Consider the following 17,226-nt stretch of genomic DNA (forward strand, 5'->3'; position numbering starts at 1 on the left):
CTATGCATTTGTGAGTCGAGTGGCGTTCACCACAACCAGTAGCGAGCTTAACGCCATACCAATGGCCGCAACCCAAGGGGGTATTAATCCAGCAATGGCTAAAGGTAGCAGTGTTGCATTATATGATGCCGCCCAAAGTAAGTTTTGTTTGATTACTTTTCGACAACGCTTGGCTGAGTTAATGGCTGTAATAATGGTTGATAAATGCTCATTCAACAAAATAGCATCGGAGTGGATCTTGGCTAAATCCGTACTTGCACCCATTGCTAGGGATGTTGTGGCACCAGCAAGTGCAGGTACATCGTTTAAACCATCGCCTACCATCAAAATATTATGATTGGATTGCTCTTTAATCCATTGCCATTTTTCATCTGGTAAACAGTTGGTTTTAAAGTCATCAAACCATTCAGGGTTGAGAACCCCTTTTGCTGATTCCAGTGTGTCACCCGTTAATAGGCTAATTCTAATACCTTGTTGTCTGAGTGCTTTGATCGTAGATTCAGCTTCAGGGCGTAACACGTCACAAAGCGTTATTTCTGCTATGACGTGTTGAGTATTAGCAAGGTAAAGGCTAAGTTCTGCAGCATTCGACTCGACTTTTTTAGGAATGGCTAAACCAATGCTGTGCATAAGGGATGAGTTACCAAAGTAAAAGGTGTCTTGTTCCAATACGCCTTGAACCCCTAAGCTGGAAAGGTTTTTAATCTGGACTACGTTAGCGGGTATAAAGTTACTAAAAGCATTCGCCAGTGGGTGTTTAGAGTGTTGCTCCAGTCCACTGATAATACTTAACACATAGTCCTTGGTCAGAGACAAATCAAAGCATTTAACCCGGGTGATTGAAAAATCACCCTGAGTTAACGTTCCTGTTTTATCGAACACAATGTGGTTCGTCTTGGCTAACGCTTCAATTACATGTCCACGTGTGATTAAAAAGCCATTGCGTTTTAATGTATTGGTGATCGTCGTTAATGCTACGGGGGTCGCTAAAGATAAAGCGCATGGGCAAGTCACTACTAAGACGCTGACCATAATCCAATAGGCTTCACTTTCACCCATATAACTCCAGAAAGCGTAGGTTAGTGAAGCCGTGATCAGTACTGCGATAACAAAATAATGGGCGACTTTATCAGCTACGATTGCAACTTTTGGTTTTTCACCCAGAGCGCGTTCCGTAATTCTAGAAATCGCTGCTGCGTGCGTGTTTTGGCCAATATTTTCGACGCGCACTTCTATTAGTTGTTCAACGTTGACGGTTTGAGCTTTGAGGCAATCGCCTTGTTTTTTTATAATAGGGGTGTATTCACCGGTTAGGCTTGATTCATCAATACTGGTCATATCGCTCAGTAGGACTCCATCGACAGGGAGGATCTGCCCAGGCTCAATAATAACCGTATCGCCAGTTTTCAACTGTTGCTGAGGAATGGTCTTTAGTTCGTTGTCTAATCTTATCTTGACTGCCGTAAGGGGCTCTTGTTGGTGTGCACCGCTATGATAGGATCGGGCTACGGTTTCTAGAAAACGTCCTAAAAGTAAGAAAAAGATAAACATGGTAACCGAATCAAAATAGACATGCCCAGATTGTGTATAAAGTGCTAACACACTGGATCCATAAGCGAGGAGAACACCTAAAGATACGGGCAAGTCCATTGTGAAGTGACGGTTTTTCAAATCACGCGCAGCGCCCCTATAAAACGGCCAGCCAGCATAAATCACAACAGGGGTAGCGAAGAGGAAGCTTATCCAACGTAGCATTTGGCGATAGATGTCCTCCATTCCTTGTAAGTCACCTGCGTACATAGCGATGGCACTCATCATGACTTGCATCATGCCAACACCAGCGATTCCCAGACGAATGATCGCTTGCTTTTTATCTCTATGAAGTTGTTGGTGTTGCTCGCCGGGTAAGTAAGGTGTCGCGGCGTAACCGATGAACTGCAGTTCTTTTGCGATGGTTTTAACAGACGTCAGCGATGGGTCCCATGTTATGGTAGCGATTGAACTACTGAGATTTACATGAACATTTTTAATGCCGATTTGATGGCCTAAATGTTTTTCTATTAACCAAGCGCAAGCAGAACAAGTGATGCCCGTTAACGCGACTTGAATGAGGTGTTCGTTGGCCGTCTGGTGAACATATTGGTTGTAGAGCTGTTTATCATCTAGCAACTCAAAGATCGGCGTATTATCTTCTGTAAGTCGACTACCTGCAGTATTTTCTCTACGTTCGTAGTAAAGAGACAGGTCGGCACCACAAATATGCTCTGCAATGGCTTGGCAACCATAGCAACAAAACTCGTGGCGGTTATTTTGAAGATGGCTGGCGATATCGACACCAGCAGGTATCGGATCGCCACAATGGAAACAACGGTTAGTCATAGATTAAAGTTCAAACTGCTGTGAACATCGCTGTTAATGCGTCCGTTTAATTGCCAGCCATTGGCTGACTCCAAATAAACATTCCAAATACCACTAAGAGGCTTTTCGAGCTGAGCTCGGTACTCGTTTTCACCCACTTGGTTTAGCTCTAGATTAAAGTCTTTTTTTGACACGGCTGCATGAGCAAATAGCACAGACAAGTTGTGTGCGGTAGCATTTTTAGTCGTCAGGAACACTTCACCGGTTAGGTTGTCCAAACGTAAATTCGCTTCGATGCCTAAATCTCTCGCCGCTTCACGCTTTGTAATAACCTGATTAATCGCAAGCCCATCTTTATAATAATCATCTTTTACAAGATCACTTGAGGAGTGCAGCGCGGCATATACTTGTACTACTGCAACTAAAACCGAAGAAAGCGGCACGCTGATTATAAACCATGGCCAAAATTGCTTATACCAGACCGGAGCTTCTGATGTTGACATAAAGGTACTCCAATAATGAAATGTTATAAGCGGTGATATTATCACCGCTTATAGTTAATTATTTTGATACAGGACCAATAAACCGACTTTCAGTCACTTTTTCTATTGGATAATCTGGATCTTGTGATATCACTTTAAAGTAAATGGTATTACGCTGTTGCGAAATCGCAGTCGGAGGCACTTGAATGGAAAAAGGTACGGATCGAACCTCACCCGCATTGACCGTTACTTTTTGACGACCGATCATATCCATATTTTCAAGCCCACTGACAGACAGTAAAAATACGTGAGCTGTTTGATCCATGTTGATGACTTTGACCGTGTAGATGTTCTCTATCATGCCGCTTGGTGTTTCATTGAAAAGACGATTTCGATCGCGGATCACGTCAAGTCCTAATGCTTCACGGTCGCTGGCAAAATAAAAGAATGCAGTGAAAACAACCAACATGCTCATCGCGTAGCCAATGACTTTAGGGCGCAACATATGCGTGGTTTTTCCTTCCAAACGTCGCTCTGTGGTATAACTTACCAAGCCCCGTTCGTAGCCCATTTTATCCATGATGGAGTCGCACGCATCGACGCATAGGGCACAACCAATGCACTGATATTGCAAACCATCACGAATATCAATGCCCGCAGGACACACATGAACACATAGGCTACAGTCAATACAATCACCTAGGCCTTGAGCCTTATGGTCTGCTGAGCGTTTGCGTGCACCGCGTTGCTCTCCGCGATTATAATCGTATGAAATTACCATGGTATCTGGATCAAACATTACGGCTTGGAAGCGAGCGTAAGGGCACATGTAAGTACAAACCTGCTCACGTAGCCAACCAGCAAATAAGTAGGTTGCGCCCGTGAAAAATGCCACCCAGAAGTAGGCCCATGGGTGCGCTTGGTAGGTAAATAAGTCAATAAGTAACTCGCGGATGGGGGTGAAGTACCCGACAAAAGTCAGTCCGGTTAACCAGCCAAATATGAACCATAAGCTGTGCTTGTTAAATTTCTTGAGAAACTTGCGTTTGGACATCGGTTCTTTATCAAGCTTCATTCGCGCGTTGCGAGAGCCTTCAGTCTTTTCTTCAATCCACATAAACACCATGGTCCAAACTGTCTGTGGGCAGGTATAGCCGCACCATACTCGACCAAATAGGGTGGTTACAAAAAATAAACCAAAGGCACAAATAATTAATATCCAAGCCAATAGAAAAAAATCTTGAGGAAAAAAGGTAATGCCAAAGATGTGAAACTGTCGTGCTGGCAAATCAAATAAAACACCTTGTCGATCATTCCAGTTAATCCAAGGTGTTAGAAAGTAACCAAGCATTAAGATCCACAGGGCACGGGTACGAATCTTTTGAAAAAAACCTGAAATCGCACGTGTATAAATTTTTTTGCGTTTCTCATACAAGTCGAATTCAACAGTTTCAGGCTCGACATTTTGAACAGGTATTTTCTCACTCATGCTGCTTTCCTTAACGATCAACAGGCTGTTTAAGTACTGACTAATATTACAATTTTTAATGAAAAAAGGGTGTGCCTTTCGGTCACACCCTTTTGATACACATCAGAGGTTTAATGATTTACTGATTTGATAAGCTGTAAACGTAACCTGCAACAACGTGTGCTTTGTCTTTACCTAGAATTCCTTCCCAAGCCGGCATTTGACCATTACGTCCATTGCGGATGGTTTGCATGACTTGTTGTGGGCTGCCGCCGTAAAGCCAGATGTTATCGGTAAGGTTAGGGGCACCAAATAAGTGATTGCCTTTACCTTCCGCACCGTGACACGCTAAACAGTTAGTCGTGTAGAGTTGCTGACCTTTTTGTGCCGCTTTTACGTCAGTCTCATTACCACTTAGGCTTAGAACGTATTGAGATACGTTATGTACGCCTTCTTCCCCTAACATGGGACCCCAGGCAGGCATAGCAGCTATTCGACCATTCAAGATGGTTTGTGAAATTGCTGCTGCGTCACCGCCATATAGCCAATCATCATCCGTTAGGTTAGGGAAACCGTAGCTACCCGTAGCTGCAGATCCGTGACATTGCGCACAGTTATTGGCAAACAAGCGCTGGCCAATGCGCATGGCTTGATCATTCTGCGCCAACTCTTCAATCGGCGTTTGCGAGAATTGAGCGAACATTGGACCAAATTCTGCTTCTGCTTTAGCGACTTCGCGCTCGTAGGAGGATTCCTGTGTCCAGCCCAATAAGCCTTTGTAGTTGCCTAGACCTGGATACAGAGCTAAGTAAGCTAAAGCAAAGACTACTGTCATGACGAACATCCAGTACCACCAGCGTGGCAAAGGATTATCGTACTCTTCAATGCCATCGAATTCATGGCCCATTGTTTGTTCAGTCTCAGAGTTGAATCGTTGACCTTTACGTACAACACTCAATAAGATGAAACTGCCGAATATGGAACCTAGCGAGATCACAATGATCCAGCCGCTCCAAAAAGAAGTTAATTCATTCATTTTGTATTCTTCTCCACGGATGGCTCGCGTTGAACGTTGCTTGCCTCATCTTCTTCATCAGCAAAGGGAAGGTTAGCGGCTTCATCAAAGCCTTTCTTGCGCCCCCGACTGAATGTCCAAAAAAAGATACCTATGAACGCAATGAATGCGATCGGTGTTGCAAGTGCTCTTAGCGTATTAATGTCCATGATTAGCCCTATCGTTCGATCACTGTGCCAAGCTGTTGCAAGTATGCAACCAAGGCATCGATTTCACGTTTGCCACGTACCTCAGTTTTAGCTGATGCGATTTGATCATCAGTATAAGGTACGCCAACCATGCGCAATGCTGACATTTTGTTGGCGGTGTCATTGCCATCAATTTTGTTTTCAAATAACCAAGGGAAGCCAGGCATATTTGACTCAGGCACTACGTCGCGAGGGTTGTACAAGTGAGCACGGTGCCACTCATCGCTGTAACGCTGCCCAACACGAGCAAGGTCAGGTCCGGTACGTTTAGAGCCCCATAGGAATGGATGATCGTAAACTGACTCGCCCGCAACACTGTAAGGGCCGTAGCGTTCTGTTTCAGCACGAAATGGACGAATCATTTGAGAGTGACAGCTTAAGCATCCTTCTCGTTGATAAATGTCGCGTCCTTCTAACTCAAGCGCAGAAAGAGGCTTTAAGTTCTCTACTGGTTGAGTGGTTTGTTTCATAAAGAATAGAGGGATGATTTCAACCAAGGCGCCGAAGCTGATTGCTACGACAATTAGGATGATCATGAGCCCCATATTTTTTTCAATAACTTCATGGCGCATGTGTAAACCCCTATGCTGTTTGAGTATCGGCTTCGAAGCTTTCAGCTTCTTTACCGTTCGCTTGACGGACTGTCATGTAAGTGTTGTAAGACATGATCAACATACCCAACAAGAACACCACACCACCTATAACACGAACAAACCAGCCAGGATAACTCGCATCAACAGCTTCTACGAACGTGTATGTCAATGAACCATCGTCATTGAATGCACGCCACATTAAGCCTTGCATAATCCCGTTTACCCACATAGAAGCGATATAAAGTACAGTGCCAATAGTCGCTAACCAGAAGTGAACATTGATTAGACGCGTTGAGTACATTGCGCCAGCTTTCAGCCCTAGAACAACCGGTAGCATGTGGTAAACCGCACCAATACTTACCATTGCTACCCAGCCTAGTGCGCCTGCGTGTACGTGGCCAATAGTCCAGTCTGTATAGTGAGATAAGGCGTTTACCGTCTTAATTGACATCATTGGCCCTTCAAAGGTAGACATACCGTAGAAAGACAGTGATACAACCAAGAAGCGTAGAATGGGATCATGACGAAGTTTGTGCCATGCGCCAGATAGCGTCATAACGCCATTAATCATGCCGCCCCAAGATGGTGCTAATAGAATCAGCGACATAACCATACCTAAACTTTGCGTCCAGTTTGGTAGAGCCGTGTAATGTAAATGGTGAGGTCCGGCCCAAATGTATAGAGAGATCAGTGCCCAAAAGTGGACAATAGATAAACGATACGAGAATACCGGACGTCCAGCCTGTTTAGGAACAAAGTAGTACATCATGCCTAGGAATCCAGCCGTTAGGAAGAAGCCCACCGCGTTGTGACCGTACCACCATTGAACCATTGCATCGGCTGCACCAGAGTAAACTGAGTAAGATTTAAATGCACTGACAGGGATAACGGCACTGTTTCCAAGATGTAATACTGCAACGGTAATGATGAAAGCACCAAAGAACCAGTTTGCAACATAAATGTGTTTCATTTTGCGTTTAGCAATCGTACCGAAGAAGTTGATAGCAAAGGCTACCCAAACTAAGGTAATTAAAATGTCGATTGGCCATTCTAGCTCTGCGTACTCTTTAGTTTGAGTGTAGCCAAGCGGTAATGTAATGGCAGCGGCAACGATGATGATTTGCCAGCCCCAGAAGGTAAATCCTGACAAAACGTCAGAGAAGAGTCTGGCTTGTGTGGTACGCTGTACAACATAGTACGCCGTAGCAAACAAGGCAGAACCACCAAATCCAAAGATGACTGCGTTAGTGTGAAGTGGGCGTAAACGTCCAAAATGTAGGTAAGGTATGTTAGCAAGTAAATCTGGCCAGACTAATTGTGACGCAATTAATACGCCGACGGCCATGCCTACTACGCCCCATACCACCGTCATGATGGTGAATGCGCGCACCACTCGATAGTTGTATGTTGGGTGATCAAAAGCTGTGCTCATAGTTTCTTCCACAAACCACGTTGAGTGATAGACCTTGTTAAAGATAATACTGTTATTATTAAAGAGATGGACTGAAGTGCTTCGAACGAATTGTGCGTAGCAGTCGGACCTTCCTTCTAATTCCAACAGCGGTAAACTAGCAGAATTGATTCTAAGTCCTTTCACATTTTAAATAACAGGAGCACCGAATGCTTTGTGGGTATTCCTTGTCACAGAGCAACGTTTTTAACCAATATGATAAAAGTTTACCTCTTACACGGCGCGGGTGCTGGGCATCAGAGTGATTTTCTACAAAACTTTAAACAACGTTTTGAGGATGAAGTTGGCTTGCAGGTGAATCCAGTAACACTTGATTATATGGTGCAAATTGAGACAACAGGGAAAATGCGTCCACCGCCGCGTATTCCTAAGTTGGTTGAAGAAGTGCAGCAGAAAATTGACCCGGAAACACCAATTGTTTTGATTGGTAAGTCAATGGGATGTCGGATCATTGCTGAGCTTTGTGCCAGCCATAATGTTCAAGCATGTATTGCATTGGGGTTTCCTTTTTACCCAGCTAAGAAAACAGATAAACATCGATTAGGGCATTTTGAGCAAACTGGCGGCGTGCCTTATTACATTTTGCAAGGGACAAGGGATAGTTTAGGCAACCATGAATGGGTAACGGAGCAAAATTTGCCAGAAAATGTTCATGTTAATTGGATAGAGGGAGCAGATCACGATTTTCGCGTTTTAAAACGCTATAATCTGTCCGAGCAAGAGGTTATGCAAAATCTGATCGCTCATTGCGCGGTCATTTTACATGACTATGATATCCGTCGTTAGTATAGAGGTCATTCGTGGACACCGTAGATCACAATCAAGTATTAGATACCCAAGGGTTATATTGCCCAGAACCTGTCATGATGTTACATGGTGTGGTGCGTAAGATGGCGGCCGGAGAGGTGGTTAAGATTATTGCAACGGATCCTTCCACTGAGCGCGATATACCTAAGTTTTGCACCTTCCTTGGACACCCACTATTAAAGCAAGCACAAGATGGTGAGCTTTATTATTATTGGGTGCAAAAGAAAAAGGCCAGCGATTAGGCTGGCCTTTTAAAACTTACAATCTAAGCAACTCGTATTCTTTTGCTGTCAGCATACTCGTGCTCAAGGATCTCATTTAGTTTAGCAAAGCTAGTAGATGTCGATACATCGATGCTCAACTTTAATTGACGAACAATGTCGTTTGCTGAAACCAGTCCGCGTATGCTCATAGTTTCTTCATCTACAACCAACAAGTGCTGATGAGCGTTGTTTTTTTGGCTTAGAATGAGTGATTCAATATCACTTCCAGCTAGTGACTTTAATGAGACAGCAAGCAAATCTTCTTTAGCGCGCATTAGGTCAATTGCCAGTAGCTCATCACGCACATAACCTTCTGCAATGCGCTTAATAAAAGCTTCTTCTGATAGATCTTCTAAGCTCACCACGCCCAAAAAGTTATTTTGAGAATCCACTACGATTTTCATTCGTACGTGCTCTTTCTTCATGATCTCAACAAGTACGTCGGCACGTACATTTGGTTCGATCAAACGAGGGCTAGAGGTTTTAAAGTCCGTTAGGACGCGAAGAGCGGGCGTGTAAAGACCGATGTTCTCTTCAACTACAGGCCAAGTTAAATCGCGGATGTCAGCAGTCGTTACGTATGTAAGTGTTTTCATGATAGTCACCATTAAGCTTAATTAATTATTCAGTTTGTATTTTAAATAGTAAATAAATTAAGCAGCGTAGGGTGGGCCACGACATGATAGCGCGTAGGCAACATTGGTTACGTTCGTTTGCGCAAAAAAGCAGAATGACTGTGTTTGAGCGTCGCTTATTTTGATTCGTGCTGCAGGCAGCAGCGTGTGATCTAAATCTGGTGAAACCTCTGTGGGGGGCAATTCGAAGGGCGCTTCCAAAAGGCCATTTTTAACAAAGCCACGATCTTCATTATTATCAAGCGCCTTAGCACTGATGCTAAAAAGCACAAGCAGCGGTATGAGTAATAAAATGCGTGTCATGGGAACGCTCCGTAGAAGTAATAAATTCAGCATAGCCTGAAAGACAGAACTTTGACAACGATCAATTTTAAGTTTGCGTTTTTAGTCAAATTTATTTCACTATCCGTATTAATCTCTGCTAATAAGAAACATAACGTCATGAATGTTGTGAAAATGTCTGAAACAAACGATTGTTTTTGCTGAAAGTTCGATATAATTCAGTTTTATTACTGCTTCAACTAGAAGGTTGCCGTTAGCGTTATGGACATAGATCCGTTTGCTCAATTATTGATTCCAGTTAATGTAATGACACTTGTCGTATTTCTCGGATGTTGGTGGGGATATGCATGCTATGCACTGTATCATTCTAAACGTCGAACATGTCTAGTGAGTGTGTTGCACCAATTCCGCCTCGCTTGGATGTCTCGCCTCCTACGTCGCGATAACCGGATTGCGGATGCGTCGGTTATGGCGAACTTGGAGCGTAGTAGCTTATTTTTTGCATCCAGCAGTTTATTGATTATTGCCGGCTTGTTTACGGCGTTTAATTACTCTGAGCAAGCATTGAGCATCATCAACGATTTCCATTTCCTAACACCAACAACTCAAACTGAGTGGGAATTGAAGATCATTGTGTTGGTCGTTATTTTCGTTTATGCGTTTTTTACATTCACTTGGTCCGTACGGCAATACAATTTTTGCTCAGTATTAGTGGGCAGTGCGCCTCTTGCAACGGAACGAGGTATCGAAGAAAGTGAACGAGAGCTTTACGCAATGCATATGGCAAGAGTCTGTAGCCTGGCTGCAAATCAATTTAACTATGGATTGCGCGCTTACTACTTTGCTATGGCATTTTCTGCTTGGTTTTTGGGCCCATATTTTTGCATGGCTTCAAGCGTTATGGTTGTTGCTGTGTTATATCGTCGCGAATTTCGTTCAAAAACGTTTAAAACACTAAGTCGTGGACTGGTTATTAAATCCCATGCTTCCTAATTTTCCAAAACAAGTCACTGAAAGTAATTCACCTGTTAATCGAACAGTGAAGGTGGATGACCAACTTTATAACTACATTATTAATCATTCTGTTAATGAGCCGGCTGTGCTTAAGGACCTGCGTCGTGAAACTGCCCAATACCATATGGCACGTATGGCGTTATCTCCAGAAGTGGGTCAGTTCTTAGGTTTGTTGATTACGATGCAGGCACCTAAACGAGTCTTAGAGATAGGTGTATTCACTGGATACAGTACCATCTCCATGGGTCTTAAGTTATCTAAAGATGCGCAGCTCTTAGCGTTAGATAAAAAGCAAATGTGGTTGGACATCGCCAATAAATATATCGATCAAGCAGGACTATCTTCGCAAGTTGAAACTCGATGTTGTGATGCAAAAACCACAATGCTTCAATTGCAGGAAGAGCAACCAGGGACGTTTGACTTTATTTTTATTGATGCAGATAAAGCCAATTTACTCTCCTATTACAACATGGGTAAAGCGCTTTTGCGTCAAGGTGGTTGTATGGTCATCGATAATACCTTGTGGTGGGGAAATGTTGCCGATGAATCTTTCGATGACAAAGACACACGTATCGTTAGGGCTCTCAATGATCGTGTTCACCAAGACCCTGAAGTGACAGCCAGCTTGCTTCCAATAGGCGATGGATTGACGATCATTCATAAGTCTTAACTTTTTACGCTTGAATTTTTTTTCTGTGCCTCCATATCCTTTAACATCATAAAGTTATGCGCTAATGCGCGTTGTTGTAACAAAGGAGCATGGAGAAACATGACAACTGAAACTCAAAAAGAAACCTTAGGATTCCAGACTGAAGTAAAACAATTGCTTCATTTAATGATCCACTCTTTGTACTCAAACAAAGAAATCTTTCTACGTGAGTTGATCTCAAACGCGTCGGATGCAGTGGACAAATTGCGTTTTGAATCGGTATCTAACGCAGATCTATTGTCTGACGATCCTAACCTACGTGTTCGTATTGGTTTCGATAAAGATGCGGGTACGATCACGATCGATGATAACGGTATTGGCATGAGCCGTGATGAAGCGATCTCAAACCTTGGTACCATCGCGAAGTCAGGCACAGCTCAATTCCTAGATCAACTTAGCGGTGATCAGAAGAAAGATAGCCAATTAATTGGTCAATTCGGTGTGGGTTTCTACTCAGCGTTTATTGTTGCAGATAAAGTAACTGTAGAAACACGTCGTGCAGGTCATGAAGAAGCGATTCGTTGGGAGTCAGAAGGCACTGGCGAGTTCACCATTGAGGCAATCGATAAAGCAACTCGCGGAACAAGCATCACGCTTCATTTAAAAGACGATGCGCAAGAATTTGCTGATAACTGGCGTCTACGATCCTTAGTGTCTAAGTATTCGGATCATATTTCTATTCCGGTTGAAATGCTAAAAGTGGCGACACCAGAATACGACGAAGAGGGCAATGTTAAGCCTGCAGATGAGAATGCTGAGCCTACTTGGGAGGCGGTTAATTCTGCTAAAGCCCTTTGGACTCGTCCACGTAACGAAGTGTCGGACGAAGAGTACCAAGAATTCTACAAGCATGTTTCTCATGATTACCAAGACGCTTTGAAATGGTCTCATAACAAAGTTGAAGGCAAATTAGAGTACACAAGCTTATTGTACATCCCTGCTAAAGCGCCACAGGATTTGTGGAACCGCGACATGCTGCGTGGTCTTAAGCTTTACGTTCAGCGTGTGTTCATTATGGACGACGCGGAAGCCTTCTTGCCTCCTTACATGCGTTTTGTTAAGGGTGTTGTGGATTCAAACGATCTGTCTCTTAATGTTTCTCGTGAGATTCTACAAAACGACAATGCGGTCGACTCAATGCGTTCTGCGTTGACGAAACGTGTGCTGGATATGTTGTCTAAAATGGCGAAGAACGATCCAGATACTTACCAGTCTTTCTGGGATGAATTTGGTAATGTGCTGAAAGAAGGTCCAGCTGACGACTTTGGAAACAAAGATAAAATTGCTGAACTGCTTCGCTTTAGTTCGACGCATACTGACAATGCTGCGCAAACAGAGTCGCTGAAAGGCTATGTAGAGCGCATGGCGGAAGATCAAGACAAGATTTACTACATTTACGCTGAAAACCATAATACAGCTAAAAATAGCCCTCATTTAGAAGTGCTTCGTAAGAAAGGTTACGAAGTGCTGTTATTGAGTGATCGCATTGATGAGTGGATGATGTCGTCTCTACGTGAGTTTGACGGTAAGACATTCCAAGATGTGACCAAAGGCAAGTTAGACATTGAAGTAGAAGAGTCTGAAGAACAGAAAAAAGAGAAAGAGCAAAAAGCTGAGCAAATGAAGCCGCTGCTTGATCGTATGAAATCTGTTTTGGAAGGCAAAGTAACGTCTGTTAACAGTACTGACCGTTTGACGAACTCTCCAGCGTGTTTGGTGGTAGGTGAGTTTGACATGGGTCTACAAATGCGTCGTTTACTTGAACAGGCGGGTCAACAACTGCCTGAATCTAAGCCATCATTGGAAATCAACCCTGATCATCCAATTGTTCAGAAAATGGATGCGGAATCAGATGAAGAGCGCTTTGCGGATATGGCTTGGTTATTGTACGAACAAGCAACCCTTGCAGAGGGTGGTCAACTAGACGACCCTGCAACGTTTGTAACACGTATGAATAAGTTGATTGTTCAAATGTCGAACTAATCAAAATTAGAGCCCAAGCATTGCTTGGGCTTTTTTGTATCTGTCGCATGACAAGGAGGTCTTATGCGTCTATGTTTATCGGCTGCGCTATGCTGCCTAATCGGTAATTCTATTGCTCAACCTGTCCAGCTGGCGACGGTTTATGATGGTGAGCATGTTGAATCTTATCTTGTCAGTGAAAAGCTTGATGGTATACGTGCTATCTGGGATGGTCATCAATTGACGACACGACAAGGCAATCTAATAATGGCTCCTCATTGGTTTATTAATGGCTGGCCTGAGCTATGGATGGATGGTGAATTGTGGTCAGGTCGTCAAGGCTTCAATGCAGTTCAAAAGACCGTATTAGATCAGGTGCCAAACGAATCACAATGGAGACAGATTCGTTATATGGTTTTTGATGCGCCAAATGTCGAACATACCTTTGCCGAACGCTATAAAATCTATTTAGATGCTATCGAGTCTACTCAGAATGAATATTTGCAGCCTGTGACGCAGCATTCCATTACGACTTCTGATGAATTGTATCGTCTGTTGGATGAAGTTGTGTATCAAGGAGGAGAGGGTTTAATGCTCCACCGTAAAGATGCTTCTTTTAAAGATGGTCGAAGTGATGCCTTACTTAAGTTGAAGCCTTATAAAGATGCTGAGGCGAGGGTGGTTGCTCATGTTCCTGGAAAGGGAAAATATTCAGGCAAAATGGGGGCCATAGTAGTTGAGTTAGCCAATGGCCGGCAATTTAGAGTTGGTTCGGGCTTTAATGATCAAGAGCGTTCTGAGCCGCCCGCAATTGGCGATTACATTACCTTTCGCTACCAAGGCTTAACTTCAACCGGACTGCCTAGGTTTGCTAGTTTTATTAGAGTTCGTAGAGGGCCATTTGAATTTAGAGATCCTGATTGATGACCTTTTTAGGGGCTTCCCAGAGCCTTACGTGTCGATTATAGGGGATGAGTTCATCACATGAGCTTGGTGTGGCGTGGTGGCTCAAAGCGGATTTATGTGATCGCTTGAGCCACCTGAATGGGCCGTTAGACAAATAACTCGCTCATCTAGCTAAACGCAGAATAAATCATGTAATTTCTGAATTAACTCTTTCACCCTAGAATCAGCAATAGAGTAGAAAATAGTTTGCGAGTCCCTGCGTGTGCTTACCAGTCCGTCTTTCCTGAGTACGGCTAAGTGCTGTGATAAAGCCGATTGGCTGAGCAAGACTTTTTCATTTAGAGAGCCTACCGAAAGCTCTCCCTGTAAAAGGTTGCAAAGGATAATAAGTCTGTTCTCGTTGCTCAATGCTTTTAGAAAGCCAGAGGCTTCACTAGCGCGTTCGAGCATTTCTGTGATGGTGAGTTCTGATTTAGGCATAGGTGTTATATATCGTTATTAGTATAATTAAGAATGAATATCAGTGTTATAACAAAGATTGCTGGGAAAACAAGTAATCCACAACTCTTGTGGATAAGGCTGGGGGTATGAGGCGTAAAAGCAACCACGACAAATGCATACCCTCTGTCTAGCCTGGTTGGTTAAAAAACCATCATCTAGAGTTCAAACTCAGCCCAGATCGGGGCGTGGTCAGACGGTTTATCTAACGCTCGAATCTCGTAATCAATCCCTGTTGATATTAGACGCTCCATAAGTGGCCCTGTGGCAAGCACGCCATCAATTCTTAGGCCTCGTTTAGGGGTGTCATCAAAGCCTTTTGAGCGATAGTCAAACCAGCTAAAGCGTTCGTTAGAGGTTGGATGTTGGAAGCGATAGGTGTCAGTTAGTCCCCATGCTAACAAGCGATCAAACCACTCTCTTTCTTCTGGAAGGAAACTACACTTGCCCGTTCTTAACCAGCGTTTTGCATTTTGGTCACCAATGCCTATGTCTAAATCCAAATGGGAGATATTGAAGTCACCCATAATGACAATTTGAGCTTCTTTAGGTTGGTCAGAAAGGTAGTCCATAAGGTCTTGATAGAATTTACGTTTCGCAGGAAACTTTGTCTCATGATCACGATTTTCACCCTGCGGAAAATAGCCGTTTATAACCTTCAAAGGGCCATTTTCGGTATCGAACGTAGCAATAATCATGCGACGTTGGGCGTCTTCGTCGTCACCAGGAAATCCGTACTCTACTTCGAGAGCTGGGTTTTTGCTGAAGATGGCTACGCCATAATGTGACTTTTGACCGAAATAGTAGGCATGATAGCCCACTGATTCTGGAATCTCATGAGGGAAGGCGTCATCATGCACCTTAATCTCTTGCAGGCCGATGATATCTGGTTGCCGTGCTTCAACAAGCGCTGAGATCTGATGTGGACGCGCTCTTAAACCGTTGATGTTGAAGGATACTACTTTCATAGAGCTAATGATTCCTGACCTAATTCTCAATATTACAAATACTTACAGATTAAAGTCTTATTGACAATAATAACTAGCCAGAATTTAAAAAATAATCATTTACATTAGTAGAGTTGAAATAACCAAGTCACAACCCAATTGATTGTAGATATTTACATTTAAAAGGACTCTCGTTATGAGCTATCAATATGATTTATTCGTGATCGGAGCAGGTTCTGGTGGCGTGCGTGCCAGCCGTGTTGCTGCTTCAAAAGGATTTAAAGTGGGTGTTGCAGAGTCTCAAGCGCTAGGGGGAACCTGTGTCAACATTGGCTGCGTACCGAAGAAGCTGTTTGTTTACGGTTCCGAATACAGTCATATTGCAAGTCAGGCAAAGGGGTATGGTTGGACGTTTTCTGAGCCAAGTTTTGATTGGGCAACGTTAAGGGACAATAAATCTAAAGAGATTGAGCGTTTGAATGGCATCTATAAAAATCTGCTTGAAAACCCAGGCGTTACCATTCATCAAGGCTATGGTGAGCTAGTAGATGCTCATACTGTTAAAGTAGGTGATGAGATCATTACAGCCGAACGTATTCTAATCGCCGTTGGTGCTCAGCCATTTGTTCCAGAATTCCCCGGCAATGAGCATGTACTGGTCTCCGACGATATGTTCTTTCTAGAAGAACTGCCGAAATCGATTCTAGTCGTAGGTGGTGGTTATATCGCCGTTGAGTTTGCTGGTATTTGTAACGGTTTGGGCGTCGAAACGACGTTGATGTACCGCGGTGATAAGTTATTGCGCGGTTTTGATGAAGACGTACGCGATTTTGCAAGTAACGAATACGGTCGTTCCGGTGTCAATGTTCAACTAAACAGCGATGTTGCGAAAATTGAATTACAAGGTAAGCAAAAACGTGTGATGCTAAAAGATGGCCGTGAGTTGGTGTTCGATGAAGTGCTTTATGCGACAGGCCGTGTACCTAACACTGATAAGTTGAATGTGGCGTCAGCAGGCATTGAAACGACTAAAAATGGTGCGATTGTGGTGAATGATCGTTATCAAAGTACAGCAGATTCTGTTTATGCCATCGGTGACGTAACAGATCGTGTTCAATTAACTCCTGTGGCAATTAAAGAAGCGATGGCGTTGATTGGCTATTGGTTCGATGAAATTGAACCAAACTTTGATTACGATAATATTCCGACCGCTGTTTTCTCGCAGCCACCAATCGGTACCGTAGGACTGAGTGAACAAGAAGCGGATCGACGTGGTTTAGATATAGATGTTTATCAAACAGATTTTCGCGCCATGAAGCATACGTTATCGGGTGCACAAGAGCGCAGTTTTATGAAGTTGATTGTTGATAGATCAACTGACAAGGTTATCGGTGCTCATATGATTGGTGACTATGCCGGTGAGATTATTCAAGGCCTTGGTATTGCGATTAAAGCAGGCGCGACAAAAGCACATTTTGATTCGACGGTGGGTGTTCATCCAACCAGTGCTGAAGAATTTGTTACGTTTTCAGCAGGCTCGCTTAAAAAGCGATGAAAAAATGTTTTAA

At 43.4% G+C, this 17,226-nt stretch carries 18 protein-coding genes; 7 read left to right on the forward strand and 11 right to left on the reverse strand.

Features of this window, described 5'->3' with window-relative positions; translation table 11 throughout:
* The 7 genes from AYW76_RS10155 to ccoN form a co-directional block, all read right to left on the reverse strand.
* On the reverse strand, window positions 1-2,379 hold the full coding sequence (locus tag AYW76_RS10155) for a heavy metal translocating P-type ATPase (protein ID WP_067219377.1): 2,379 nt from the start codon (window positions 2,377-2,379) through the stop codon (window positions 1-3).
* Window positions 2,376-2,861: a FixH family protein gene (locus AYW76_RS10160; RefSeq protein WP_067037665.1), complete on the reverse strand. Its 486-nt coding sequence runs from the start codon at window positions 2,859-2,861 to the stop codon at window positions 2,376-2,378. The genes AYW76_RS10155 and AYW76_RS10160 overlap by 4 nt, the downstream gene beginning before the upstream one ends.
* A gap of 58 nt (window positions 2,862-2,919) precedes the next feature.
* Window positions 2,920-4,329, reverse strand: coding sequence for a cytochrome c oxidase accessory protein CcoG (ccoG, locus tag AYW76_RS10165; RefSeq protein ID WP_067219379.1), 1,410 nt, complete (start codon window positions 4,327-4,329; stop codon window positions 2,920-2,922).
* Between the two features lie 118 nt (window positions 4,330-4,447).
* Window positions 4,448-5,344, reverse strand: coding sequence for a cytochrome-c oxidase, cbb3-type subunit III (gene ccoP / locus AYW76_RS10170; protein ID WP_067219382.1), 897 nt, complete (start codon window positions 5,342-5,344; stop codon window positions 4,448-4,450).
* Window positions 5,341-5,532 carry a CcoQ/FixQ family Cbb3-type cytochrome c oxidase assembly chaperone gene (locus AYW76_RS10175; RefSeq protein ID WP_067037672.1) on the reverse strand — a complete coding sequence of 64 codons (192 nt, stop codon included), beginning with the start codon at window positions 5,530-5,532 and terminating at the stop codon, window positions 5,341-5,343. The genes ccoP and AYW76_RS10175 overlap by 4 nt, the downstream gene beginning before the upstream one ends.
* Window positions 5,533-5,540: 8 nt before the next feature.
* A complete protein-coding gene (gene ccoO / locus AYW76_RS10180; protein WP_067219390.1) occupies window positions 5,541-6,143 on the reverse strand; it encodes a cytochrome-c oxidase, cbb3-type subunit II in 603 nt (200 codons plus the stop codon).
* Window positions 6,144-6,153: 10 nt separating this feature from the next.
* The gene (gene ccoN / locus AYW76_RS10185) at window positions 6,154-7,596 is read right to left on the reverse strand and encodes a cytochrome-c oxidase, cbb3-type subunit I (protein WP_067037676.1); all 1,443 of its coding nucleotides are present in this window, start codon (window positions 7,594-7,596) and stop codon (window positions 6,154-6,156) included.
* 195 nt (window positions 7,597-7,791) lie between these two features.
* Between ccoN and AYW76_RS10190 the strand changes: the two genes are divergently transcribed.
* Window positions 7,792-8,421, forward strand: a complete 630-nt coding sequence (locus tag AYW76_RS10190) for an alpha/beta family hydrolase (protein ID WP_231872590.1) — start codon at window positions 7,792-7,794, stop codon at window positions 8,419-8,421.
* 14 nt (window positions 8,422-8,435) lie between these two features.
* The gene (gene tusA / locus AYW76_RS10195; protein ID WP_067219395.1) at window positions 8,436-8,684 is read left to right on the forward strand and encodes a sulfurtransferase TusA; all 249 of its coding nucleotides are present in this window, start codon (window positions 8,436-8,438) and stop codon (window positions 8,682-8,684) included.
* A gap of 23 nt (window positions 8,685-8,707) precedes the next feature.
* Here tusA and AYW76_RS10200 read toward each other — a convergent pair whose 3' ends face one another.
* Together AYW76_RS10200 and AYW76_RS10205 are read right to left on the reverse strand one after the other, a co-directional pair.
* Window positions 8,708-9,301 (reverse strand): CBS domain-containing protein, encoded by a 594-nt coding sequence (locus AYW76_RS10200; RefSeq protein WP_067037680.1) that lies wholly within the window; start codon window positions 9,299-9,301, stop codon window positions 8,708-8,710.
* A 57-nt stretch (window positions 9,302-9,358) separates the two neighbouring features.
* Window positions 9,359-9,643, reverse strand: coding sequence for a hypothetical protein (locus tag AYW76_RS10205; RefSeq protein WP_067219399.1), 285 nt, complete (start codon window positions 9,641-9,643; stop codon window positions 9,359-9,361).
* Window positions 9,644-9,883: 240 nt separating this feature from the next.
* Between AYW76_RS10205 and AYW76_RS10210 the strand changes: the two genes are divergently transcribed.
* From AYW76_RS10210 to AYW76_RS10225, 4 genes are all read left to right on the forward strand, one after another.
* The gene (locus AYW76_RS10210) at window positions 9,884-10,615 is read left to right on the forward strand and encodes a DUF599 domain-containing protein (protein WP_067037684.1); all 732 of its coding nucleotides are present in this window, start codon (window positions 9,884-9,886) and stop codon (window positions 10,613-10,615) included.
* Window positions 10,605-11,306 carry an O-methyltransferase gene (locus tag AYW76_RS10215; protein ID WP_067219402.1) on the forward strand — a complete coding sequence of 234 codons (702 nt, stop codon included), beginning with the start codon at window positions 10,605-10,607 and terminating at the stop codon, window positions 11,304-11,306. Before AYW76_RS10210 ends, AYW76_RS10215 begins: the two co-directional genes overlap by 11 nt.
* 99 nt (window positions 11,307-11,405) lie before the next feature.
* The gene (gene htpG, locus AYW76_RS10220) at window positions 11,406-13,328 is read left to right on the forward strand and encodes a molecular chaperone HtpG (protein WP_067219405.1); all 1,923 of its coding nucleotides are present in this window, start codon (window positions 11,406-11,408) and stop codon (window positions 13,326-13,328) included.
* Window positions 13,329-13,391: 63 nt separating this feature from the next.
* Entirely contained in the window at window positions 13,392-14,231 is an 840-nt protein-coding gene (locus AYW76_RS10225; RefSeq protein ID WP_067219408.1) for a DNA ligase, read from the forward strand.
* Window positions 14,232-14,384: 153 nt separating this feature from the next.
* Here AYW76_RS10225 and AYW76_RS10230 read toward each other — a convergent pair whose 3' ends face one another.
* Together AYW76_RS10230 and xthA are read right to left on the reverse strand one after the other, a co-directional pair.
* On the reverse strand, window positions 14,385-14,693 hold the full coding sequence (locus AYW76_RS10230; RefSeq protein WP_067037692.1) for an ArsR/SmtB family transcription factor: 309 nt from the start codon (window positions 14,691-14,693) through the stop codon (window positions 14,385-14,387).
* 176 nt (window positions 14,694-14,869) lie between these two features.
* Window positions 14,870-15,679: an exodeoxyribonuclease III gene (xthA, locus tag AYW76_RS10235; RefSeq protein WP_067219411.1), complete on the reverse strand. Its 810-nt coding sequence runs from the start codon at window positions 15,677-15,679 to the stop codon at window positions 14,870-14,872.
* A 175-nt stretch (window positions 15,680-15,854) separates the two neighbouring features.
* Here xthA and gorA point away from each other — a divergent pair, with 175 nt between their 5' ends.
* On the forward strand, window positions 15,855-17,213 hold the full coding sequence (gene gorA / locus AYW76_RS10240) for a glutathione-disulfide reductase (protein ID WP_067219413.1): 1,359 nt from the start codon (window positions 15,855-15,857) through the stop codon (window positions 17,211-17,213).
* Window positions 17,214-17,226 lie beyond the last annotated feature (13 nt).

It is taken from the genome of Marinomonas gallaica (assembly GCF_001639745.1).
Classification (GTDB): domain Bacteria; phylum Pseudomonadota; class Gammaproteobacteria; order Pseudomonadales; family Marinomonadaceae; genus Marinomonas; species Marinomonas gallaica.